This window comes from Leadbetterella byssophila DSM 17132, assembly GCF_000166395.1.
Lineage (GTDB): Bacteria > Bacteroidota > Bacteroidia > Cytophagales > Spirosomataceae > Leadbetterella > Leadbetterella byssophila.
In genome coordinates this window covers 3,944,420-3,967,259 of sequence record NC_014655.1, presented here as the reverse complement: position 1 = coordinate 3,967,259, position 22,840 = coordinate 3,944,420, and the positions used below count along the sequence as shown (strand labels likewise).

Genomic DNA, 22,840 nt, shown 5'->3' with positions numbered 1-22,840 from the left:
ATGCGTCAGTCCTATCTGTTTTTACATATTGCCGTCATTCTTGCCGGCTTCACTGGTATATTAGGGAAGTTAATCCAATTAAACGAGGGCCTTCTGACTTGGTACAGAATCTTGATATCCTCACTGGCCCTCTTTATCATTTTATTGATCACCAAAACTCCGCACCCAAAAGATGACAAACTGAGAATGGCCGGCACAGGGTGCATTATCATGATACACTGGCTGTTTTTTTATGGAAGTATTAAGTATTCAAACGTATCCATTGGGGTGGTTTGCTATGCTTTAACTTCTTGTTTCACAGCTCTCTTAGTACCCTTCATACAAAAGAAGAAATTCGTCTTTTCTGAATTACTGTTAAGTTTATTAACCATATTGGGAATTGGTCTGATTTTCCATTTTGATACAACTCACCAAACGGGGATCATTTTAGGAATAATTTCATCTCTTTTCGCAGCTCTATTTACCATTGTAAATGAAGGATGGGTAAGGAAATATGACACTAGGATCATCAACTTTTATGAAATCCTAGGTGGAACCATAGCTTTGACCTTACTCTTACCACTTTACCTATATTTGTTCCCCACAGATTATATTTTTCCGGACCTTAAGGATGGAATATACCTGTTGATTCTTGGTTTGGTTTGCACTGTAGGCTTGTACCAATTGTTCTCAGAAGCTTTAAAAAAGATCCCTGCATTTACCGTCAATCTCACTTTTAATCTGGAGCCGGTATATGCCATTATTTTGGCATTCATCCTGTTTAAAGAGGCACATGAGGTGAACCAATATTTCTATATTGGCCTAGTATGCGTGATGCTTTCAGTTCTACTTCAAACCTGGTTGACGATTAAGCGTCAACCTATCACAAGTGCCCCAAGTGGAGGAAGTGAAAGTCGGACAGAGTAAGGAAACCCTTGATAAGGAACCTCTTCAATATAAATCTTTTCATTCCCTACTCCTGAACCTCCATATTTGGTATGATCAGAATTGAAGAGCTCCACTACTTCTTTCTGGTTAGGAAATCCTATTCTATAATCTCTCTGAGGCTGGGCCGTAAGGTTTAGGACTACCAATACTGCCTGGTCATCCGCTTTTCTGAGAAAGCTGATAACGCAGTTTTCGGTATCTGAGCCATCCACCCACTGAAAACATTCGGAAGTAAATTGTCCCTTATGTAAAACAAGCGTAGAACGATAAAGATGATTCAGGTCTGTTAATGCCAGTTGCAGCCCCTTATGTGAATACTCCTCTAGTAAATGCCAATCCAGGCTCTGCAAGAAATTCCATTCTTTAACTTGTCCAAACTCCCCTCCCATAAAGAGCAGTTTCGTTCCGGGATGCAAGAACATATAAGAGAAAAGTAATCTAAGGTTAGCAAACTTCTGCCATGTATCTCCGGGCATTTTCATCAAAAGAGAACCTTTACCATAAACCACTTCATCGTGTGAAAGGGGGAGCATAAAGTTCTCTGAAAAGGCATAAACCAAGCTAAAGGTCAGGTCATTCTGATGCCATTTTCTATACATAGGATCACGGGCGAAATACCTCAGAGCATCATTCATCCACCCCATCATCCATTTCATACCGAATCCTAAACCTCCAGTATAAACGGGTCGGGAAACCCCTGGAAAGGCGGTAGACTCTTCCGCTATGGTTTGAACGTCAGGGAAGGATTTGTAGACTTCCTCGTTTAATTCTTTTAATAATGAAATGACTTCTAGATTTTCCCTACCTCCGAAAACATTAGGTACCCATTGTCCATCCTGGCGGGAGTAATCTCTATACAGCATAGATGCTACCGCATCCACTCTCAAACCATCTATGTGAAAGCGGTCTAACCAGAATAGTGCATTACTGATGAGGAAAGATCTCACCTCATATCTAGCATAATTAAAGATATATGACTTCCAATCCGGGTGGTAGCCCTGACGGGGATCCTCGTGTTCATATAGAGCTGTGCCGTCAAATCTATATAAACCATGAGCATCTCCCGGGAAGTGAGAAGGTACCCAGTCCAGGATCACTCCTATGCCGTTTTGGTGCAATTGCTCCACCAGATACATAAAATCTTGAGGAGAACCTTGCTTTGAATTCACCGCAAAATAACCAGTAATCTGATACCCCCAAGAAGGCTCATAAGGGTGCTGCATGACCGGCATGAATTCTACATGGGTAAAACCTAAGTCCTTAACATAAGGAACCAAAGCATCAGCAATCTCCCTGTAATTCAATCTTCTTTCTGGATCACTGGGATCTCTTCTCCATGAACCCAAATGCACCTCATATACAGAAACAGGGGCGTCCAAATGGTTTTTCTCCCTGCGTTTACTCATCCAGTCTTTATCCTTCCATTCATACCAGGTATCCCATACTATGGAAGAAGTGCGGGGAGCTTCCTCCCATGTTAAAGCATATGGGTCACCCTTTTCCGTAATGACTCCGTGATGATTGGAAACAATTCTGTATTTAAAGATCTCACCGTTTCCTATATTCGGTATCCATCCTTCCCAGATTCCAGATCCATCCCAGCGAGGGTACAAGCCGTGGGACTCATGATTCCAGGCGTTAAAATTTCCAATGACATGAACAGAACGGGCATTCGGAGCCCATACGGCGAAGTAAGTACCCACCACACCTTGATGTTCCAGAACATGTGTTCCAAACTTCTCATAAAGACGGTAATGCTTTCCGGATTTAAATAAACTGATGTCAAAATCCGTAAAGAGGGAATAAGCTTCTACGTTCTTAAATTCCACCGCAGGTTCCTTCTTTTTAGCCATTAGAAAAGTTATATTTTCTACAAAAAAGAGAAAAGTTTTCAGCTTTTCAAAACATTTATTTTTTACGAAATTTTTTTTTCAAGGCATATTTCCGACTTTTGAAATAAGCTTGAAAAAGGCGTTGACTAAATACTATATGATTACTATTAAGAAAACTGAGGAGTATGTACTATTGGCTCCTGAATCTTCAAACTTTGATGAGTCTACTGCTGCTGCTATGGAAAAAGCCGTAGCTGGCTTATATTCAGGAGAAGGCCGTATTCACTATATTGTAGACCTTGATCATGTGGATACTCTTTCTGTAGCTGCAGTTAAACTCTTTGATAAGATCCATAAAATCGCATTAAGAGAATCCGGAATCTTCTGCACGGTAGTGAATAATGACGATGTAATGGATGTGATGGCGGATAACTCTGCTTATGAATTACTGATGCTTTCTTCAGTTGAAGAGGCTGTAGAGGTGATTTACATGCATACCCAGGACAGCGATTATGACGATGGAGATGAGGACGAAATGGGAGATGAAAACGATTATTAAACCTTGAAGTTCACAATATTAGGAACCGGTTCAGCCACTCCTATTACGGAGAGAAGACCCTCCGCAGCCCTACTTGACCTTGGAAACGAGAGTATTTTGTTGGACTGCGGAGAAGGTACTCAATTTCAGATGTTGAAATACAAGGTACGTTTCTCCCGAATTAAATATATACTGATCACTCATCTGCATGGGGATCATTTCTTCGGTCTTATTGCCTTATTAAATACCTTAAATAATACAGGTAGAACGGAACCATTGGTTCTCATTGGACCACATGGTTTACAAGACATCATTGGAGTACAACTTAGATATAGCCTTTCTTTCTTAAACTATACCATAGATTACAGGACTACTAATCCAGGGGCATTTGAAGAGGTTTTCTCCAATGAAAAAATAAGTATCAGCACTATACCTCTGAAACATAGAATCCCTTGTACGGGTTACCTCATATCCGAAAAACCTGCACTGAGAAAGATATTGGCAGAACGTTTGCCTCCTGACTTCCCTCTACCCTATTTCAAAATGCTAAAAGAAGGATTAGATGTAGAGCATGAAGGAAAAATTTATGCGAACGCTGAATACACCCTGGCTCCTGCAAGCCCCAAAAAGGTAGCCTATTGTTCTGACACCATATTTGATCTGGGAATAGCCAGTTATGTGTATCAGGCTGACTTACTCTATCATGAAAGTACTTTTACTAAAGAGTTAAGTGCACGAGCCCAAATGACCTTCCACTCTACGGCAGAACAGGCTGCCTCCATTGCGAAGGCTGCACAAGTTAAACAACTGATTATTGGACATTTCTCCTCCAGATATAAAGACACCTCTGCCTTCTTGACAGAAGCCAGAGAAATCTTCCAGAACACCTATCTATCAGAGGAAGGGAAAACCTTTCGTGTGTAAGCAAAAATCCTGTATTTTTGTACTTTATTATATATAGTCCCAAATGACATCTCACGAGATACGCAAAGCATTCTTAGATTTTTTCGAAAAAAGAGGACACCTAATTGTCCCTTCAGCACCTTTGGTTGCGAAAAATGACCCTACCCTCATGTTTAACAATAGTGGAATGGCTCAGTTCAAGGACTTTTTCCTGGGCAATGGAAATCCACCAAGTAAACGTATTGCGGACACACAGAAATGCTTGCGTGTAAGCGGTAAACATAATGACCTGGAAGAGGTAGGATTTGATACTTACCACCATACCATGTTTGAAATGTTGGGCAATTGGTCTTTTGGAGATTACTTCAAAAAAGAGGCCTTGGCTTGGTCATGGGAACTATTAACTGAAGTTTACAAATTACCGAAAGACCGGATTTATGTTTCCGTATTTGAAGGCAATCCTTCTGAAGGTGTACCCTTTGATCAGGAAGCTTTTGATATTTGGAAATCCATCATTGGGGATGAAAATAGAATTATACTAGGAAATAAGAAAGATAACTTCTGGGAAATGGGAGATATAGGTCCATGTGGGCCATGTTCTGAAATCCATATAGATTTAAGAGACCAGGAGGAAGTAGATCAGATTTCCGGAAAAGAACTAGTCAATAAAGATCACCCGCAAGTGGTTGAGATTTGGAACAACGTGTTCATGCAGTATGAACGCAAAGCTGATGGAACCTTAATTCCTCTTCCTGAAAAACATGTGGATACCGGTATGGGCTTTGAACGGCTTTGTATGGCTATCCAAGGTAAAAAATCCAATTACGACACCGATCTTTTCCAGAATACCATTCAGGTCATAGAACAACTCAGCGGTTTTAAATATGGCGTAAACGGAACCCTGTCCTCAGATAATTATGTGGACGTAGCCATGCGGGTAATCGCTGACCACCTGAGAGCGGTTAGTTTCGCCATTTCAGATGGACAACTCCCGTCCAATGCTAAAGCTGGCTATGTTATCAGAAGAATCTTACGTAGAGCATTGCGCTACGGATACTCCTATTTGAATTTCAGAGAACCCTTCATGTGCAAATTAGTACCCGTCTTGGCTAAACAATTTGCCGATGTATTCCCTGAACTACAAGCACAGGTAGATTTTGTAAGCAAAGTAGTAGAGGAAGAAGAAAAAACGTTCTTAAGAACTCTAGAACAAGGCCTTAAACGCCTTGATGTCTTATTTAAGGAGGACAAAGGGGAAAAATTACTAAGCGGAGAAACTGTATTTGAACTATCTGACACCTTTGGGTTCCCTGTAGACTTAACAGCCCTTATCGCTCGTGAAAAAGGATTTGGCATAGATGAAGAAGGCTACAAAAAGGCTCTAGAAGAGCAAAAAGCCAGAAGTAGAAAAGACGCTCAGAAAGAAGCAGCCGACTGGGTAGAATTAGGAGACACAGACGCAGTTGAATTCCTAGGTTACGACCAATTATCTTCCACTGCCCTATTAACCAAATACCGCATCTCAAAAACCAAACAAGGTCAGGAGATCCACGTAGTTTTAGACCAAACTCCATTCTATGCTGAAATGGGTGGACAAGTGGGAGATACCGGCACCATTACCATTGGTGATCAAACCTTACATGTATCAGATACAAGAAAAGAAAACGACCTATTCATTCATGTAGTAAAAGACAAAAATGCTGCTGAAATCCTAAGTGGATATGAAGAGCCGGTAGAAGTCTTTGCTCAAGTGAACGCTGAGAGGCGAAAAAATATCGAAAAGAATCATACTGCCACCCACTTAATGCTAGCAGCATTAAAAGAGGTTCTAGGTTCTCACATTGTGCAGCGTGGTTCATACCAAAATGACGAGCTGACCAGATTTGACTTCTCCCACTTTGCTAAAGTAACGGATGAAGAATTGAAGAAGGTGGAGGATATTGTCAATGAGAAGATCAGAGCCAATATTCTGAAAGGTGAAAAACGCAATGTGCCGTTCCAGGAAGCTGTAGACATGGGAGCTACAGCCACGTTTGGAGAGAAATACGGTGATTTTGTTCGTGTAATCACCTTTGACCCTAACTATTCTATTGAATTATGTGGTGGTACGCACGTTAACTCTACAGGAGAAATTGGCCTATTCCGTTTTATCTCTGAGGGTTCAGTATCAGCCGGTGTAAGAAGGGTGGAAGCAGTAACGGGCGTCAAAGCGCTTGAACTGATGAGAGAGCAGGCTCAATTGATTCAAGAACTTAAGGATTTGTTAAAAGCTACTGATCTGCTTAAAGCAGTAGAAACCCTTAAAGCAGAAAATGCACAATTCCAAAAGCGCATTGAAATGTTCGAAAATGCAAGCATTCAAGCCGCTAAGGTAGCACTACTCAGTAAAGTAGAGAACGTCAATGGCATGAATGTGGTAGCTGCTCGGGTAAATGTTCCTCATGCAGACGGATTAAAAACCTTAGCATTTGGATTAAAACAAGGTATTGGTAAGCCGGTAGTTATCCTGGGTGCAGTAATAAATGACAAACCTAGTTTAGCTATCTTGATAGACGAAAACGTGGTTAAAGAAAAGAACTTGAATGCCGGAACCATCATTAGAGAAGTGGCAAAATTAATGAAAGGGGGCGGAGGTGGACAGCCTCACTTCGCTACCGCAGGAGGTTCTGATGTGAAAGGTTTAGATGACGCAATAGAAGCGGCAAAAGCAAGCATTTTAGGAGCATGAAATTTGCATTTGCCGTCTATCAAGTTCAGCATAAATACAATAATGGTACGGTCAGAGACGAAGATGCAGACGTTCTGACCTACCTTCAACAGAAGGGCCTGCCCATTGAAAAAGTAGTTTGGGATAATCCAAATATTCAGTGGACCCACTATAAAGCTGTCATCCTCAAGGCCCCTTGGGATTACCATGAAAAGTACTCAAAGTTCATTTCCTGGCTAGATCAACTACAGAACCTAGGCATTCCCGTCTGGAATGAAGTAGATATAGTTAAATGGAATAGTGACAAGCATTACCTGGCTGACATTGCCCAAAAAGGACTTCCTGTTATACCTACAAGGTATATTCACCAACTGGATGAAGTAACAGAATCATGGTTTGAAGGTAGTGATAAGTGGGTTATAAAACCCTGCATAAGTGCTGGGGCAAAAAACACCCTACTTTTCGAAGTTGCCCAATGGCCAGAAATAGCTTCGCACTTAGAATCCTGGCTAAAGGAAGAACCCTACATGCTCCAACCTTATGTTAAGGAGATACAAAGCGGCGAATGGTCACTCTTGTACTTTGGAGGAAAATACAGCCATAGTCTTCTAAAGACACCTAAAGATGCTGATTTCCGGGTTCAACATTATTTAGGAGGCAAAGTAGACTACCGAACGGCCTCTTCAAATCTTATTCAACAAGCTCAGAGATACATTGACACCTTTGCCTCAAATACCCTCTATGCCAGAGTGGATGGCGTTCTGATCAATGAAGTATTCCATCTTATGGAATTAGAGCTTATAGAACCGTACCTATTCATCAACGGTGAGGAGAGTAGACTAGAGGCCTACTATCAAGCAGTCTTATCTAAATGCCCATTTCTATCTGGAAACGAGTAAACCAACCGTCTCTTTTCTTGTCTTCCAGATAGGTGTATTTATTTATACCTGCTTCTAATTGAATCTTGAAGGAATGCTCCCAAATGTATTTGTTAATTCCAATGCTGTACTGGTTTTGATGAGGTACCAGTGCTAGCAAATCCTTATGCACCTTTTGGGTGCTAATTCGAGACACGAGCTCATAGTTGGATGGAAACAAATAGGAGGCTTGGTAATCCTGCCCTTTCCCGGAAAAGTAATACTCCTCTTCTGATATAAGCGGATTATGTACTTTTCTTTCCATATACGCGTACATCAATGCTACTCCTCTATATTTAAAAACTCCATCGAGAAGCACTGATTTCAAATCTCTTCTCTCACTAATATCATGCCCGAGTAGGCCTTGAGACCTTTGTGCATTATCATTGAAATGAAAAGCACCGGAGAGGAGAAACTTTGGCCTAGTTTCACGAACCAGGTCTCCTTCAAACGTTGATCCGGACTTTTCAAAAGCGCCTAATGGGAATAACTCAACCTTCGCGGTATACGCTAAGCCGGGATCTCCTTCTATAGTGGTATTTCTGCCGTTACCTGTAGTAATAGCTCCTTTGAAATTATAGGAGAACTGATCCTTATATTCGTTCAATTGATTGAATTGAAAACCAAAATCCCTATCCAGATTGAATTTGGCATTATTTATACTCCTGTCAGGCAACTGTAGGGCTCCGGATGAATTCACTCTTTGTCGGTTACCCGGCAACTTCGTCTGGCCAAAAGCGAAGGTCCAATGTTTGTTTGGCCTATAAAAAATAACAGCGTCCCGAATTACATTTAGATTCTTCCCCTCTTCGAGCTCTCCTACATCATCAGGAGCAAAGGAAAGTTGCAAAGCATACATAAACTTCGGATTACCCACATAGCCGTCTAGTCTCAATCTTAGACGTCTTATATAGCCTCCAAAACCACTTTTGGTATCCTCAATATATTCAGCCCTATTCTGTATCCTAAAACGGATATTCAATTGAAACACAGAATCAGGAGAAGTCAAACCTAAACCTTTTCCGTAATTGTAATACGGCAGTACAGACAGTTTAAGATCATTATTGATCGGTCTTTTCTTAACAGTTAAATCTCCTTGGGCCATCAAGGTGACTGGCATCAAGAATACTAGCAAAAGGAAAATACGCATTTAGTGTGTGAGTCGATGTTTCAATTCATCCAAATATTCTATCCAATTCCCTCCCGGTAAATAGTCAGAGATCACGCTTATTACTTTAGGTGCAAAACCTTTGACAAAATCCAAAATCTTGTTTTCCTGAGCCTCCGCAATGGGAATATGCAGTTTATCTACTATCCAAAGAAGAACGCTCATTCCAAAAGTCACCGTAACAGCGCCAAGTAAAGCACCTAAAAAGCCATCTAAAATACCCAAAAAGGTCAATCGGATAGCTTTCTTCATCAATAAACCTATTTTACGAATCAAAAATAGGGAGGGTAAAAAAACAATAAAAAAGCTTAGATAGGGTGAAAGCCACTTCATCCTATCTTCGCCCAAAGTTCCTTCTACTACTTCAGAACCTAAATAAAGAAATTTAAAGCCAATTATGATAGAAAAGATAAAAGCTATAATACCAAAAATCTCTATCAGTACACCCTTCCTGTACCCATTCCATGCACCTACTGCTATAGGAAGAAGGAGTAGAATATCAAATGCAGACATGAATCAGGCCAATAATTTCTTCGCCATTTCACTTATGGCTCTACCGTCTGCTTTACCTGCCAATTCTTTGCTGGCTACTCCCATCACTTTACCTAAATCAGAAGGTGCCGCAGCCCCTACTTTTTCAATGATGGACTTGATGGCAGTTTCCAGTTCTTCTTCACTCATTGCAGCGGGCAAATATGCTTCTATGATAGCAATCTCAGCCAATTCCTTTTCCAAAAGGTCAGAACGGTTTTGAGTCTTATAAATTTCGGCAGAATCTTTCCTCTGTTTCACAGCCTTTTGCAAGATTCTCATTTCATCTCCTTCTGACAAAGCGGCTGAAGCACCTGGTTTAGTTTCTTCTAAAAGGATTGCTTTTTTTATATCTCTAAGCGCTAATAATTTCGCTTGATCCTTCGCTAACATAGCGGCCTTAATATCCGCATCAATCTTCGCTTTTAATGACATTATTTGTAGGAATTAAAATATTGTACTTGTAAAAACCCTAAATTTGAACTTCAAATAGGTAGTGCAAAAATGACAAAATTATCGGTCAATATCAATAAAATAGCAACATTAAGAAATTCGAGAGGTGGAGATGTTCCAAATGTACTTCAAGTAGCATTAGACTGTGAGAAGTTTGGAGCACAAGGAATTACCGTACATCCCAGACCGGATGAAAGACATATTCGCTACCAGGATGTTTTTGACTTAAAAGAGAAAATCTGTACAGAATTCAATATAGAAGGTAACCCCACGGAAGGTAGGTTTGAAGAAGTGGTGCTGAAAACTGTCCCCGCACAAGTTACCTTAGTACCTGATGCCTTAAATGCCATCACCTCAAATGCAGGTTGGGATACGGTACGTCACCAAGCCCAACTAAAAGAATTGGTAAAAAAATACAAAAATGCGGGTATTCGCGTTTCTATCTTTGTAGATGCAGATCCTATTATGGTAGAAGCAGCCGCTGAAACCGGAACTGACAGAATAGAGCTTTATACGGAATCCTACGCCAAAGGTTATCCATCGGATAGAGAAAAGGCCATCGCTCCCTTTGTTGTAGCAGCTGAAAAAGCTTTAGAAGTTGGCTTAGGATTAAACGCAGGACATGATCTTAGTCTGGAAAACCTTGCATATTTTAAGCAAAACATACCCGGGCTTTTAGAGGTCAGCATAGGCCATGCATTAATCGCAGATGCCCTTTATTATGGTTTAGAAAATACCATTCAAATGTATCTGCGCCAATTGCAATAAAACTACTTTTTTTTAACTACTAAATGGCACTAACATGATTAAGCCACTAACACTTCTATTTAGCCTTTTACTCGTTTCTCCGTCTTGGACGCCGAAAGACTATACGATTTCCTTTGCTACTAAAAATGCTAAAGGGAGTATAGGAGGATTAAAAGGCACTATAGATTTTGACCCTGGCCAACCGGAACTAGCCAAGTTTGATGTTACAGTAGACTTGAACACCCTAGACATGGGCATAGGCCTAAAAACCAAACACGCTAAGCAAGAAGATTTCTTTAACGCAGAAAAATATCCAAGCATTCACTTCCAAAGTGAACGCATTCAAAAGACAGGCAACACCTACCTGGCTGAAGGAAAACTAACCATAAAAGACATCACTAAAAATGTTAGTATTCCATTCACCTTCTCAGGAACAGAAAATGATGGACTATTTCATGGGAAATTCAGTGTTAATAGATCTGATTTCAAACTGGAGAAGAAGAATGTAGGTGAAAAAGTAGATGTGGAGATTAATTTACCTGTAATTAAGTAATTACCTACCACCGTTTTAGCCCCCTTCTAAAAAGTTTTTATTATTTTCGCGTTATTTTTTCAATCTTATATATGATCCTAAACAAGAAGATTGTTGTAGTTCTTCCTGCATACAATGCCGCTGCAACCCTAGAACAAACCTATAATGAAATCCCTTTTGATATCGTAGATGAAGTAGTACTTGTAGATGATTGCTCAAAGGACAATACCGTAGAGGTGGCGCAGAAAGTAGGCATTAGACACATCATATCGCATGAACAAAATAAAGGTTACGGAGGAAATCAAAAGAGCTGTTACCGAAAGGCATTAGAGCTGGGAGCAGACATCGTTATTATGCTTCATCCTGATTACCAATACACTCCAAAATTGATCCCTGTCATGTCCCATATGATTGCCAGTGATTTATATCCGGTAGTCTTAGCTTCAAGGATCTTAGGCAAAGGGGCATTAAGAGGGGGAATGCCGCTTTATAAGTACATCGCTAACCGCGTACTAACCTTCACCCAAAACTTGATTATAAATCAAAAACTTTCTGAATACCATACCGGATACAGAGCCTTCTCTGCAGAAGTTTTAAGAAATATAGATTTCGAAGCAAATTCAGATGATTTTGTATTTGACAATCAAATGCTTTGCCAAATCTTTAACAAAGGATTTGAAATGGGAGAAGTTACTTGTCCTACAAAATACTTTGAAGAAGCTTCCTCCATCAACTTCAAAAGAAGTGTCATCTACGGATTAGGATGTTTGAGAACATCTGTTCAATACTTTTTGCACAGAGCAAATATCATAAAGTACAGAATATTCAAATAAGACGTACCTTTGGGGAAAGATTCCCCTTATGTCAGAATCTACAGTAAAAACTACCTTCCTCAGTTTGCTGTCTAACATCATTTTGGCCAGCATAAAATGGATAGCAGGTATTTTTGGGAATTCCTACGCACTGATTGCAGACGCTATAGAATCCACCTCTGATATCTTCGCCTCCTTCATGGTCTTATTGGGACTAAAATACTCTGCACGCCCACCGGATAAAAATCACCCCTATGGACACGGTAGAGCTGAACCTTTGATTACCTTTTTGGTCGTTGTATTCCTTCTCACCTCAGCATTTATCATAGCTAAACAGAGTTTACATAATATCCAGGTTCCGCACGAAGCGCCAAAGTCCTTTACTTTATGGGTGCTTGCAGGCATAATCCTTTGGAAAGAAGTGTGCTATAGATGGGTATTAAGAAAGAGTAAGGAGACGAACAGTTCCACCCTTCAGGCAGAAGCTTGGCATCATAGAGCAGATGCCATTTCATCTGTTGCCGCATTTATTGGTATCAGTGTTGCCTTATTTATGGGCGAAGGTTATGAAGCCGCTGACGACTGGGCTGCTCTTTTTGCCTCCGGATTCATAGTGTATAATGCATTTTTAATCTTTCGCCCTGCACTTGGTGAGATCATGGACGAGCAAAACTACGATGAGCTCAAAAAAGAGATTAGAGAGGCAGCGGTAAGAGTAGAAGGTGTAGAAGGTACGGAAAAATTGTTCATTCGTAAGATAGGAACAAAGTACTTTGTGGATCTACACGCTATTGTAAAAGGACACCTTTCGGTCAGGGAGGGACATGCCATCTCCCATCGTTTAAAAGATTCTCTTCTAGATAATTTCCCCCTAATTGAAAACGTTTTAATCCATATTGAACCTGATAAAATATGAATAAATTACTTGCTCTAGCCTCCTTACTTTTATGCTTGTCCTGTAAACGTCAGGCAGATTTCGATCAAGAAGTTACAGCCTTAGCAAAAGGGAAAGACCTCAAAGTGGGTGTAGCCTTGATAGATCTTAAAACAGGAGAAATCAAACAAGTAAACGGTGACGACCCCTTTCCTCTACAATCTGTATTCAAATTCCATATTGCAGCGAAGGCCCTAGAGCAAGTAGATAAAGGCAAATGGCAACTTAGGGATCAAATAAGCATAGAACCAGGTGAAATCTATACTGATCTTTATAGCCCCATAAGAGATGAGATAGGTACAAATTTGAGCAGTATGCGCCTAGACAGTCTGATCTATTATATGGTATCCTTAAGCGACAACAGTGCATGTGATATACTTCTACGCCATTTAGGGGGGCCATCTACTGTAAATGAATACATCAAGGAAATTGGCATCAAGAACACTAAAATAGAAGTCAATGAACTGACCATGCAATCCAGATGGGAGGAACAGTATCGCAATATTAGTACTCCTCTATCCGTGGCGGAAACCCTGAAAAAATTCTACTTGAGAGAGTACTTGTCAGGAGACATGCATGATTTCCTTTGGGCCCTTATGGAAAATTCTCCTACAGGTGCTAACCGAATCAGAAAAGGATTACCTGAAGGGGCTGTATTAGCTCATAAGACGGGCACAAGCGGCCGGAATGTAGATGGAATTAGCGGGGCAACGAACGATGCCGGCATTATCATTTTACCTGATGGCAGGGCTTATGTACTTGTGGTATTTGTATCAGACTCTAAAGAATCTGACGAAGTCAATGAGGAATTGATCGCCAAGATCGCTGAACTTATTCCATAGCCAAAATAGCCGTCCAAGCTAAGTGTAGTTCACCTTTTTCAACTAAGGATCTAATCTCTTCCAATGTATATCCAGACGGATATAACATTCTAAAGTTATCTATCTCCCTAGTACTGGGCACTTCATGTACATTTCCTAACCTGCCTAACATATTACCGTCCAATACCCCACTTTCCCTAACTTTTTCAGGAATGGCGTCCACTCCCACCCCCAACTTAATGTTAGGCTTAGGTACTTGGAAGATAGCATCACCAGAGGCCCGGCAATACCAATCGCCTCCCATTCTTGCTACCCAATCCGTCTTCTGTGGTATGATTTTACCATCTTCTCCCAATAGCTCTTCCGCCACATGTAAAGCTATCACTTCGCAAATGACCAAGTTAGGTGAACCACCTTGGTCACTCATTTGAATGATATCACGAACCCTACACTCGAAGGCCACTTTCGCCTCTTTCACTCTAGGAGGTATAACCTTTAAACTAGGAACTGCTGTAAACCCGGCTTTGATAAATTCATTTGTTCCTTTCGGATACTCACAAGAAGCTAAAGAAACTTGTTCCACCATGGAATAATCCACCACATGAATCACCACTTCTTTTACCTCCAAAACATTATCCAAAGTATCTTTACCGCTTCCATCTCTAACTCTTCTATTCGGAGAAAAAATGAGCGTAGGAGGATTACTTCCAAACACATTAAAGAAACTAAAAGGGCTTAAATTTACCTTTCCCTCTTTATCAACGGTACTCGCTAAAGCTATTGGCCTAGGGGCCACCGCACTCAATAAATAGGAATGAAAATCTGCTACACTAACTTGATCTGGAGTTACTGTTTTCATTTTGAAGGCAAAATAGTATTTTCCACGGTACCAAAATCTACTCTGATCTTCCCATTGTCTGCATAACCTTTGAAGATGACCGTATCTCCGTCTTCTAAAAAGGTTCTCTGAATGCCAGGAGCTATTTCTATAGGTCGGGTACCGGACCAACTCAATTCTAACATGGATCCATAGCTATCTCCTGCCTTTCCTGAGATGGTTCCAGAGGCCAAGACATCCCCTACATTCAAGTCACAACCTCCTACAGTATGATGAGCAATCTGCTGCGCCACTGTCCAATAGAGGTGTTTAAAATTAGAAGTACTAATCTTCTTCTCTTCACCTGTAGAAGTTCTCAGATAGACCTCAAGTTTAACATCAAATTGACTTAAGGCATCGCCCTTTAAATACGGCAACACTTCCGGTTCTTGCTTTTCTGCAGGTATTCTAAAAGGTTCCAAAGCCTCAATTGGAATCACCCAAGGTGATACAGAGGAAAAGAAATTCTTGGCCAAAAAAGGTCCTAAGGGTACATATTCCCAGGCTTGAATGTCTCTTGCTGACCAGTCATTGAACAATTGGAAACCAAACACATAATCTTCTGCCTCATTAACGGATACAGACTCTCCTAATTCAGTACCTTTTCCTATTATGGTAGCCATTTCCAACTCAAAATCCAGACGCTTACTTGGTCCAAAAACAGGCTTATCTGCATCCTTAGGTTTCATTTGGCCTTTAGGTCGATGTACCGGAGTGCCTGACACCCTAATGGAACTTGCCCGTCCATGATAAGCTACCGGCAAGTGCTTCCAATTAGGCAAAAGAGCATTTTCCGGATCCCTGAACATCACTCCCACATTATAAGCGTGCTGCTCAGAGGAATAAAAATCTGTATAATCCCCCACCTTTACAGGAAGGTGCATATCTACTTGTTTGTAATAAAAGTACGCCTCCATGACTTCCGGTGTGGGATTCTTCAGGAGGGTTTGCAGTAAATTTCGAACTGCTCCGGTCTTCTTCTTACCCAAAGAAATGAAGTCATTCAAATAGGGTTGACTAAAGACAGGTCTAGGGATATCAAAATCATCAAAAAATCCTTCATTTGCCAAATAAGACAGATCTACCACCTTATCATCTATGGCCGTAGCCAGACATTTTTTGGACTCGCCGAAGGAAAAGATCCCAAAGGGTATAGTGTGTATGCTAAAGTTCATTCCAGCCAAGATTTATAGTACTTGCCGTCATCTATCTTACTGGCCTCCTCTGTAATGCTCAAAGGCCTAAATGTATCTATCATTACCGCTAATTCAGCCGTTTCCTTTTGTCCTATAGATCTTTCATAAGCCCCTGGTGCCGGACCGTGCGGGATCCCACCCGGATGCAGAGTGATATGACCACGCTCAATATTATTTCTACTCATGAAATCACCATCTACATAATAAAGCATCTCATCCGAATCAATGTTAGAGTGATTATAAGGAGCCGGTATACTTTCCGGATGATAATCATATAATCTAGGGCAAAAGGAACATATTACAAATGCCGAGGTCTCAAAGGTTTGATGCACCGGCGGGGGTTGATGTATCCTACCGGTTATAGGCTCAAAATTATGTATGGAGAACCCATAAGGGAAATTGTAGCCGTCCCATCCTACTACATCAAACGGATGAGTAGGGTATAACATTTCATATAACCTACCCTGCTTCTTGATTTTCATGATGAAATCCCCATGCTCATCATGGGTTTCTAAATCCCTGGGCAAGATATAATCCCTTTCACAATACGGCGAATGTTCTAATAATTGCCCAAACCAGTTCCTATATCTTTTGGGCGTATAGATGGGATGAAAACTCTCAGCAAAAAGCAGACGGTTATTTTCCGTTTCAAAGTCGATTTGATAAATCATCCCTCTGGGAATGATCAAATAATCTCCGTATTCGAAAGGTATGTTTCCTAACATGGTTCGCAGGTTCCCCTTCCCCTCGTGGATAAAGAGCATCTCATCCGCATCCGCATTTTTGTAAAAATAGGAGCGCAAAGACTTACGAGGTGCAGCTAAACCTATATGGATATCCTTGTTCACTAATAAAGCCTTCCTGCTATCTAAATAATCATCTTCAGCTTGAATTTGAAATCCTTGTAAAAGTCTGGCCTTGATGGTTTTCTCCTCGGCAATCACAGGATTAACATCCCTCTCCGAAAGGATCTCCTTAACCATAGTAGGTCTGTTTACTTGATACATCAAAGTAGACATACCATCGAATCCAATGGTACCGAAAAGCTGCTCATAATAAAGCTTTCCATCCGGCTTCCGAAACTGCACATGGCGCTTTCTCGGAATACTTCCTAAGGTATGATAGATTGGCATGATGCTTACAAGTTACCTCTTCTGGCTTGCTCTCTCTCTATGGCTTCAAATAAAGCTTTGAAGTTACCCTTACCAAATGACGTAGCTCCTTTTCTTTGGATGATCTCAAAGAACAAGGTAGGTCGGTCACTAACCGGCTTAGTAAATATTTGCAAGAGATAGCCCTCTTCGTCTCTATCCACTAATATATTCAAATCTTTGATAGCTTGTATATCTTCCTGGATTAAACCTACTCTCTCCGTCAGGTCTTCGTAATAAGTATCAGGCACTTCGAGGAACTCTACACCGTTCGCTCTTAGTTTGGAAACCGTAGCAAGGATATCGTTTGTAGCTACTGCCATGTGTTGAACACCTGCCCCGTTATAGAATTCCAGATACTCTTCTATTTGAGATTTCTTCTTTCCTTCTGCAGGCTCATTGATGGGAAACTTCACGTAACCGTTACCGTTAGAGACCACCTTAGACATCAATGCCGAATATTCCGTAGAAATGTCCTGATCATCAAAGGTGATTAACAACTTAAATCCTAGTACATCTTCGTAGAATTTCACCCATTGGTTCATCTCACCCAGCTCTACATTTCCTACACAATGATCTATATGCTGGAGACCTACATCTCCCCTGAAAACCTTACTTTCATAGGCTTCAAAACCTGGTAAAAATGGCCCATTATACGCATCCCTTTGCACAAAAGTATGTAGGGTATCCCCATAGGTTTTGATGGATGACATCACCACTTTACCATTTTGATCCTCAAATACAGTTGGAGACATAGCAGGTTCCGCGCCACGTTTAACCGTTTCTTCAAATGCTTTAGTAGCATCATCTACCCAAAGCGCTAGAACTTTAACCCCATCTCCGTGCTTATGCACATGTTCAGAAATCTCCGTATCCCCTTTCAGGTCACTGCTTAATACTAGTCTTATCTTACCCTGTTGCAATACATAGGAGACCCTATTTTTCAATCCTGTCTCAGGTCCGGCATAAGCCACTGTCTTAAATCCGAAAGCCAATTCATAATAAAATGCTGCTTGTTTAGCATTGCCCACGTAAAGCTCTACAAAATCAGTGCCTTTAAGTGGTAAAAAGTCTTGATTTATCTGTGGTTGAATATCGACAAGTGTTTCCATTGCATTTTTTTTATTGTAAATTTCCAACCAAAAGTTGCACTTGTCCAATACGATTTACTTTCTTTGTAATAAGTTTTACTTATCAGAAAATGGAATTGCGACAAATCCGATATTTTATTCAAGTAGCAGAAAAGAAACATTTCGGCAGAGCAGCAGAAGAACTATTTATAACTCAACCTGCACTGAGTCAGCAAATAAAACTATTAGAAGAAGACCTCGGCGTAGAACTATTTGACCGGATTTCAAGAATAAAATACCGAAAAGTAAAGCTGACGGCAGCAGGTGAATATTTTTATACTCAAGCACTAAATCTGATAAAACTAGCAGAAAATATTAAGAGAGAAACCAAAAGAAGAACCCAAAGTAAAGAACTTGTGACCTTAGGGGTTTATAAAGCGCTTTTGAAAGAAAGAATCGTAGAATTCATGGCTGAATATTCTGCTGCGCATCCCAAAACGCTTATTAATATAAAGGAATTTGAGCATTATTCAGAAGTGCAGAAAGCCGTTCTGGAGGGAGAAATTGATCTAGGCCTAAGTGTTCTTCCCCTGCACTTTGAGCACCTAAAATACCAAACCATAAAAAAAGGAAAACTCAATCTCATCCTATCAAAGGATCACCCCTTAAAGGAAGCCCATTTGGAAGATATTCTTCAAATGGGCGAATGGATAGAACTCCAAGCCCGTTTTCACCCCATATATCACGAGATTGAAGAGACTTGCAGAAAGGCAGGATACGTTAGGAATATTGTTCAGGAAGTCACTTCTCTAAATCTACTTATTAGCTTAGTAGGATTAGGACAGGGCGTGGGTTTTGCCCCATCCTTATATGATTTTAGTTCAGAACCGAATATCTTGGTAAGAAGTCTGGAAGAAACCATTTTAGAGGACCTGGAAATCACTCATATTTTGGTACATAAACATTAAGCTTTTCCTAATAGCTCGCAGATTTCTTTTCGCAATTCCGGCCGACTAGCTACGAACTCATGTTGCTCCAGTTCTTTGACCAGAATGATATTTTTGGACAATAATTTCTCCTTCTCCTCCTTAGACAAAGTAGTAAGACAAGTGATTGGATAAAGCATCTTCTGATCAGTAAGAGACTTTATACTCTTACCTTCGGGGTGATCCCATGAAAGCAGCTCTAACCCATAGTACTTGCTAAAGTCAATACTATCTTGAGTAAAGTAGGAATTAGTGACTAACATACCCCTTGTGAACTCCAATTCTTCCCCCCAAAAGTGGAATTTCTTATCGCAAATATCTTTAACTCTGGAAAGAACGTACATGGGCGTAGTCACTGAAATCTTGGCTTCACCGGTATTTCTGAATTTACATTCAATCCAAACCAATTGCCCATCTTTCTCGGCAATGACATCTGCTTCATGTGTTACTGCATGCCCTTTGATATGCTGACTATGCATGGTCCTAAATCCTAAATGCTCTAGGAATTTAGCTATCCATTTCTCAAAATAATAACCTGCCGGACCTAACTCCATCAAAGCCTTCTTAAGACTGTATCTAGCGGCCAATGCATGCGACTTCTCCTGAAGTAATTGATGCGCCCACTGATACAATTCTCGGGTACGCATACCTTCATAGATTCGGCCTAGAATATTCTCTAAAACCTCCTCCACTTGCAGTACAGATGCTCCTGATTTGAGTAAAGATGTACGAAAACGTTCCTTATCGAACTGTGTTTCTTCTCCGTTATCCTTTATTAATTTCATAGGTTCATAAAAAAGGCCCTCGACGTTTCGAGGACCTTCATTTTTTATTTCTTTTGTGCTTGTTGCATCGGGTTTCCACCGGTAGAAGCTCCTCTTATGGCTCCTGAAGTTTTGAAGGCTTCGAATCTACTTGTCTTATTGGTATTTCTAGGCCAAACATTGTTTTCTTCGTCGATATCTGCCGTTTCTCTGTAAGGATCTAAACGAACGGCTTTCACCTCTTTGGACTTAGCAAAAGCCTTAGTTACCTGATTTTCGTTCTTCCTCCAGATATAAGCGGAAATCTTTTCCAGTTCTTTGCTTCCATCTGTATACTCCCACTCAATGATCAATGGCATTACCATACCTCCCACATTCTTGAAAGTAATTTCATAATAATGGTAAGGAGCATCTTTGGATTTGGAAGCTTCGAATTCCGCTTTAGCTTTTTCACTTACAGCAAATCTATCCCATTTGTTGTAGAAATCCAGAAGAGAAGTATCTGCATCAACAGCATATTTCATACCTGCTTCAGCATTTCTTCTGCGGGAAATATCGTTCAACTCTCTCTTGTACGCTTGTTCTTTCTCTTTTGCTATACGTACAGGATCTTTATCTTCAGCCATGAAATGCTTCACATTCTCAATGGAAATATCCACCGGCTCGATATCATAAAACCATCCTCTCCAGAACCAATCCAAATCTACAGCAGAAGCATCTTCCATAGTTCTGAAGAAATCTGCAGGCGTAGGGTGCTTGAATGCCCAACGCTTAGAATACTCTTTGAAAGCAAAATCAAAAAGCTCCCTACCCATGATGGTTTCTCTCAAGATATTCAAACCTGTTGCTGGTTTAGCATAAGCATTTGGACCGAATCCAATGATATTTTCGGAGTTTGTCATAATGGGTTCCAACTGCTCCTTAGGAAGCTTCATATAATCTGTGATCATATAAGCAGGTCCACGTTTCGAAGGATAATTTGGCTCCCATTCTTGCTCCGTTAGATACTGTACAAAGGTATTTAGACCTTCGTCCATCCAAGTCCACTGTCTTTCATCAGAGTTCACTATCATAGGGAAGAAGTTATGCCCTACTTCATGGATGATCACACCTATCATACCGTACTTCGTACCTTCAGAATATGTACCATCTTCCTCTGTTCTACCGTAGTTGAAACAGATCATTGGATATTCCATACCGTTTGCTGCTTCTACAGAAATAGCAACAGGATATGGATAAGGAATAGTGTATTTAGAATAGGTTCTCAGCGTATGAGCTACCACCTTAGTAGAATATTTACGGTACAATCCGTAAGCTTCAGGCCCGTAATATGACATGGCCATTGGAGCATTTCCTTCTATGCCATCCGTCTTCATGGCATCCCACACTAATCTTCTGGAAGAAACAAATGCAAAGTCTCTAACATTTTTAGCTTCATAAACCCAGGTTTTCTTTGTCGTAGCCTTTGTTTTCAAAGCCGCTTGCATCTCTTCTTTTGTTACGATCTCAATTGGCTCCTTAGTTTCATTCTGAGCCGCTCTCCATCTTTTTAATTGATCTGCACTTAAAACTTTGTCGTAGTTCAGACAAGTACCCGTAGCACCCACCACGTGATCAGAAGGCACAGTGATATTTACTTTATAGTCACCAAATGCAAGAGCAAATTCACCTCTACCGGTAAACTGCTTATGTTGCCAACCCTGAAAATCAGAGTAAACTGCCATTCTTGGGAACCACTGTGTGATGGTATATAGATAGTTATCATCCTTAGCAAAGTACTCATATCCACCTCTACCGCCTTCTTTCATACGATCAGAGATATTGTAGTTCCAATCTACCTTGAATACAAATTTTGCACCCGGCTTTAATGGAGTAGGTAAATCTACTCTCATCATAGTGTAGTTGATGGTATAAGGAAGTGCCTTTCCGGCAGCGTCTGTAACCTTCTCGATATTCACACCATATTCTTTGGCAGACTTTTCAGTCATGCTTTTCACCATAGCTTCCGGCATGCGAGGATTGATTCTAGATTCATCAAACGACTTGTTTTCGGCATTTGACGCATGTTCATTTTCGTCAAGCTGCAACCACAAATAATTTAATGGATCAGGAGAATTATTGGTATAAGTGATGGTTTCAGAACCCATAATCTTTTGGTTCTTATCATCTAGCTCTACATTAATGACGTAGTCTGCTTTTTGCTGCCAATAAGCAGGACCAGGGGCTCCTGAAGCCGAACGATACATGTTAGGATCATTCAAAATGATACCTAATTGCTCGAATTTGTTACCATGGTTAGAGGTCGGATTGTTCCGAATGTTTTGTGCTGTGGCTGCTAGAACACTCAAGCTCATAGCGATCACCAAACTAATTTTTTTCATTTACAGTAAATTACCAATGCGTTCCAAACACATAATAAAAGCTATCCCAAATATAGCAGAAGACAAAAACATATTCCAATCTCTTTTGGAAACTTTAAAGTATTTCATAGATACCTGGGCCAAAATCAGTACCACAAGCACGATAATGAGTTGACCAAATTCTAATCCTACATTAAAACCTAACAATGGCACTACCAAATCTGACTCAGCACCCAGAAGGCTTCTTAAATAATTTGAAAAACCCATGCCATGGATCAGACCAAAAAAGGCCGCCATTCCATACTTCAGCTTCCGCTTTTCGCTCTTTAAATTACTTAAGGCCGTAATGACTATGGAAAGTGGAATCAAAAACTCTATTAAATCTGAATTCACTCTGATGATATCCAAAACACTCAATGCCAAAGCTATGGAATGTCCTAAAGTGAAAGCCGTTACCAGAATCACCACCTTCTGCCAGTCGGCCAGAAGATAAATCCCACAAAGTACAGAGACAAACAAGATGTGGTCATAACCACCTAAATCCAGGATGTGTTGCCACCCTAATTCGAAGTAAAGTAAAAATATATCCAAATGAACCTGTTATTTTTAGCAAA

22 protein-coding genes are annotated in these 22,840 nt (G+C 40.5%); 11 read left to right on the top strand and 11 right to left on the bottom strand.

Annotation, left to right across the window (positions count from 1 at the left end; translation table 11 throughout):
- Positions 1-906, top strand: coding sequence for a DMT family transporter (locus LBYS_RS17570; RefSeq protein WP_013410189.1), 906 nt, complete (start codon positions 1-3; stop codon positions 904-906).
- Here LBYS_RS17570 and glgB read toward each other — a convergent pair.
- Entirely contained in the window at positions 855-2,780 is a 1,926-nt protein-coding gene (gene glgB, locus LBYS_RS17565; protein WP_013410188.1) for a 1,4-alpha-glucan branching protein GlgB, read from the bottom strand. The genes LBYS_RS17570 and glgB overlap by 52 nt on opposite strands.
- Positions 2,781-2,916: 136 nt before the next feature.
- Between glgB and LBYS_RS17560 the strand changes: the two genes are divergently transcribed.
- The 4 genes from LBYS_RS17560 to LBYS_RS17545 are packed head-to-tail and all read left to right on the top strand — an operon-like array spanning position 2,917 to position 7,806.
- Positions 2,917-3,318 carry an STAS domain-containing protein gene (locus LBYS_RS17560; RefSeq protein WP_013410187.1) on the top strand — a complete coding sequence of 134 codons (402 nt, stop codon included), beginning with the start codon at positions 2,917-2,919 and terminating at the stop codon, positions 3,316-3,318.
- A 3-nt stretch (positions 3,319-3,321) separates the two neighbouring features.
- Complete coding sequence (locus LBYS_RS17555; RefSeq protein WP_013410186.1) at positions 3,322-4,221, top strand: ribonuclease Z; 900 nt, start codon at positions 3,322-3,324, stop codon at positions 4,219-4,221.
- 43 nt (positions 4,222-4,264) lie between these two features.
- The gene (gene alaS, locus LBYS_RS17550) at positions 4,265-6,928 is read left to right on the top strand and encodes an alanine--tRNA ligase (protein WP_013410185.1); all 2,664 of its coding nucleotides are present in this window, start codon (positions 4,265-4,267) and stop codon (positions 6,926-6,928) included.
- Positions 6,925-7,806: an ATP-grasp domain-containing protein gene (locus tag LBYS_RS17545; protein ID WP_013410184.1), complete on the top strand. Its 882-nt coding sequence runs from the start codon at positions 6,925-6,927 to the stop codon at positions 7,804-7,806. The genes alaS and LBYS_RS17545 overlap by 4 nt, the downstream gene beginning before the upstream one ends.
- On the opposite strand, the gene LBYS_RS17540 is transcribed toward LBYS_RS17545, so the two are convergent.
- From LBYS_RS17540 to LBYS_RS17530, 3 genes are read right to left on the bottom strand one after another with little or no spacing between them, the layout of a single operon-like run.
- Positions 7,775-8,974: a porin gene (locus tag LBYS_RS17540; protein ID WP_013410183.1), complete on the bottom strand. Its 1,200-nt coding sequence runs from the start codon at positions 8,972-8,974 to the stop codon at positions 7,775-7,777. The genes LBYS_RS17545 and LBYS_RS17540 overlap by 32 nt on opposite strands.
- Positions 8,975-9,505 (bottom strand): CvpA family protein, encoded by a 531-nt coding sequence (locus LBYS_RS17535; protein WP_013410182.1) that lies wholly within the window; start codon positions 9,503-9,505, stop codon positions 8,975-8,977.
- Positions 9,506-9,508: 3 nt separating this feature from the next.
- Positions 9,509-9,958 carry a GatB/YqeY domain-containing protein gene (locus tag LBYS_RS17530; protein ID WP_013410181.1) on the bottom strand — a complete coding sequence of 150 codons (450 nt, stop codon included), beginning with the start codon at positions 9,956-9,958 and terminating at the stop codon, positions 9,509-9,511.
- A 69-nt stretch (positions 9,959-10,027) separates the two neighbouring features.
- Here LBYS_RS17530 and LBYS_RS17525 point away from each other — a divergent pair, with 69 nt between their 5' ends.
- From LBYS_RS17525 to bla, 5 genes are all read left to right on the top strand, one after another.
- A complete protein-coding gene (locus tag LBYS_RS17525) occupies positions 10,028-10,744 on the top strand; it encodes a pyridoxine 5'-phosphate synthase (protein WP_013410180.1) in 717 nt (238 codons plus the stop codon).
- Between the two features lie 34 nt (positions 10,745-10,778).
- The gene (locus tag LBYS_RS17520) at positions 10,779-11,276 is read left to right on the top strand and encodes a YceI family protein (protein ID WP_013410179.1); all 498 of its coding nucleotides are present in this window, start codon (positions 10,779-10,781) and stop codon (positions 11,274-11,276) included.
- A gap of 71 nt (positions 11,277-11,347) precedes the next feature.
- Positions 11,348-12,088 (top strand): glycosyltransferase family 2 protein, encoded by a 741-nt coding sequence (locus tag LBYS_RS17515; RefSeq protein WP_013410178.1) that lies wholly within the window; start codon positions 11,348-11,350, stop codon positions 12,086-12,088.
- 28 nt (positions 12,089-12,116) lie between these two features.
- Entirely contained in the window at positions 12,117-12,983 is an 867-nt protein-coding gene (locus LBYS_RS17510) for a cation diffusion facilitator family transporter (RefSeq protein WP_013410177.1), read from the top strand.
- Complete coding sequence (gene bla, locus LBYS_RS17505; protein ID WP_013410176.1) at positions 12,980-13,843, top strand: class A beta-lactamase; 864 nt, start codon at positions 12,980-12,982, stop codon at positions 13,841-13,843. The genes LBYS_RS17510 and bla overlap by 4 nt, the downstream gene beginning before the upstream one ends.
- Here bla and LBYS_RS17500 read toward each other — a convergent pair.
- Genes LBYS_RS17500 through hppD form a run of 4 tightly spaced genes read right to left on the bottom strand, consistent with a single transcriptional unit; the run spans position 13,833 to position 18,128 of the window.
- Complete coding sequence (locus LBYS_RS17500; RefSeq protein WP_013410175.1) at positions 13,833-14,681, bottom strand: flavin reductase family protein; 849 nt, start codon at positions 14,679-14,681, stop codon at positions 13,833-13,835. The two genes, bla and LBYS_RS17500, sit on opposite strands and share 11 nt — an antisense overlap.
- Positions 14,678-15,874, bottom strand: a complete 1,197-nt coding sequence (gene fahA / locus LBYS_RS17495) for a fumarylacetoacetase (RefSeq protein ID WP_013410174.1) — start codon at positions 15,872-15,874, stop codon at positions 14,678-14,680. The genes LBYS_RS17500 and fahA overlap by 4 nt, the downstream gene beginning before the upstream one ends.
- Entirely contained in the window at positions 15,871-17,028 is a 1,158-nt protein-coding gene (locus tag LBYS_RS17490; RefSeq protein ID WP_013410173.1) for a homogentisate 1,2-dioxygenase, read from the bottom strand. Before LBYS_RS17490 ends, fahA begins: the two co-directional genes overlap by 4 nt.
- A 5-nt stretch (positions 17,029-17,033) precedes the next feature.
- Positions 17,034-18,128: a 4-hydroxyphenylpyruvate dioxygenase gene (gene hppD, locus LBYS_RS17485; protein WP_041824952.1), complete on the bottom strand. Its 1,095-nt coding sequence runs from the start codon at positions 18,126-18,128 to the stop codon at positions 17,034-17,036.
- A 119-nt stretch (positions 18,129-18,247) separates the two neighbouring features.
- Between hppD and LBYS_RS17480 the strand changes: the two genes are divergently transcribed.
- On the top strand, positions 18,248-19,084 hold the full coding sequence (locus LBYS_RS17480) for a LysR family transcriptional regulator (protein ID WP_013410171.1): 837 nt from the start codon (positions 18,248-18,250) through the stop codon (positions 19,082-19,084).
- Here LBYS_RS17480 and LBYS_RS17475 read toward each other — a convergent pair.
- The 3 genes from LBYS_RS17475 to LBYS_RS17465 are packed head-to-tail and all read right to left on the bottom strand — an operon-like array spanning position 19,081 to position 22,817.
- On the bottom strand, positions 19,081-19,887 hold the full coding sequence (locus tag LBYS_RS17475; protein ID WP_013410170.1) for a restriction endonuclease: 807 nt from the start codon (positions 19,885-19,887) through the stop codon (positions 19,081-19,083). The genes LBYS_RS17480 and LBYS_RS17475 overlap by 4 nt on opposite strands.
- A gap of 44 nt (positions 19,888-19,931) precedes the next feature.
- Entirely contained in the window at positions 19,932-22,247 is a 2,316-nt protein-coding gene (locus LBYS_RS17470; protein WP_013410169.1) for a M1 family metallopeptidase, read from the bottom strand.
- Positions 22,248-22,817: a HupE/UreJ family protein gene (locus LBYS_RS17465; protein WP_013410168.1), complete on the bottom strand. Its 570-nt coding sequence runs from the start codon at positions 22,815-22,817 to the stop codon at positions 22,248-22,250.
- Between the last annotated feature and the right edge of the window lie 23 nt (positions 22,818-22,840).

What these genes read in the sequence shown, in the direction of transcription:
- LBYS_RS17540 (WP_013410183.1), bottom strand. Translation starts at nt 8,974, where the DNA reads ATGCGTATTTTCCTTTTGCTAGTATTCTTGATGCCAGTCACCTTGATG.
- LBYS_RS17570 (WP_013410189.1), top strand. Translation starts at nt 1, where the DNA reads ATGCGTCAGTCCTATCTGTTTTTACATATTGCCGTCATTCTTGCCGGC.
- LBYS_RS17545 (WP_013410184.1), top strand. Translation starts at nt 6,925, where the DNA reads ATGAAATTTGCATTTGCCGTCTATCAAGTTCAGCATAAATACAATAAT.
- LBYS_RS17560 (WP_013410187.1), top strand. Translation starts at nt 2,917, where the DNA reads ATGATTACTATTAAGAAAACTGAGGAGTATGTACTATTGGCTCCTGAA.
- LBYS_RS17525 (WP_013410180.1), top strand. Translation starts at nt 10,028, where the DNA reads ATGACAAAATTATCGGTCAATATCAATAAAATAGCAACATTAAGAAAT.
- LBYS_RS17535 (WP_013410182.1), bottom strand. Translation starts at nt 9,505, where the DNA reads ATGTCTGCATTTGATATTCTACTCCTTCTTCCTATAGCAGTAGGTGCA.
- LBYS_RS17470 (WP_013410169.1), bottom strand. Translation starts at nt 22,247, where the DNA reads ATGAAAAAAATTAGTTTGGTGATCGCTATGAGCTTGAGTGTTCTAGCA.
- LBYS_RS17520 (WP_013410179.1), top strand. Translation starts at nt 10,779, where the DNA reads ATGATTAAGCCACTAACACTTCTATTTAGCCTTTTACTCGTTTCTCCG.
- fahA (WP_013410174.1), bottom strand. Translation starts at nt 15,874, where the DNA reads ATGAACTTTAGCATACACACTATACCCTTTGGGATCTTTTCCTTCGGC.
- LBYS_RS17530 (WP_013410181.1), bottom strand. Translation starts at nt 9,958, where the DNA reads ATGTCATTAAAAGCGAAGATTGATGCGGATATTAAGGCCGCTATGTTA.
- glgB (WP_013410188.1), bottom strand. Translation starts at nt 2,780, where the DNA reads ATGGCTAAAAAGAAGGAACCTGCGGTGGAATTTAAGAACGTAGAAGCT.
- LBYS_RS17490 (WP_013410173.1), bottom strand. Translation starts at nt 17,028, where the DNA reads ATGCCAATCTATCATACCTTAGGAAGTATTCCGAGAAAGCGCCATGTG.
- LBYS_RS17475 (WP_013410170.1), bottom strand. Translation starts at nt 19,887, where the DNA reads ATGAAATTAATAAAGGATAACGGAGAAGAAACACAGTTCGATAAGGAA.
- LBYS_RS17510 (WP_013410177.1), top strand. Translation starts at nt 12,117, where the DNA reads ATGTCAGAATCTACAGTAAAAACTACCTTCCTCAGTTTGCTGTCTAAC.
- alaS (WP_013410185.1), top strand. Translation starts at nt 4,265, where the DNA reads ATGACATCTCACGAGATACGCAAAGCATTCTTAGATTTTTTCGAAAAA.
- bla (WP_013410176.1), top strand. Translation starts at nt 12,980, where the DNA reads ATGAATAAATTACTTGCTCTAGCCTCCTTACTTTTATGCTTGTCCTGT.
- LBYS_RS17515 (WP_013410178.1), top strand. Translation starts at nt 11,348, where the DNA reads ATGATCCTAAACAAGAAGATTGTTGTAGTTCTTCCTGCATACAATGCC.
- LBYS_RS17480 (WP_013410171.1), top strand. Translation starts at nt 18,248, where the DNA reads ATGGAATTGCGACAAATCCGATATTTTATTCAAGTAGCAGAAAAGAAA.
- LBYS_RS17500 (WP_013410175.1), bottom strand. Translation starts at nt 14,681, where the DNA reads ATGAAAACAGTAACTCCAGATCAAGTTAGTGTAGCAGATTTTCATTCC.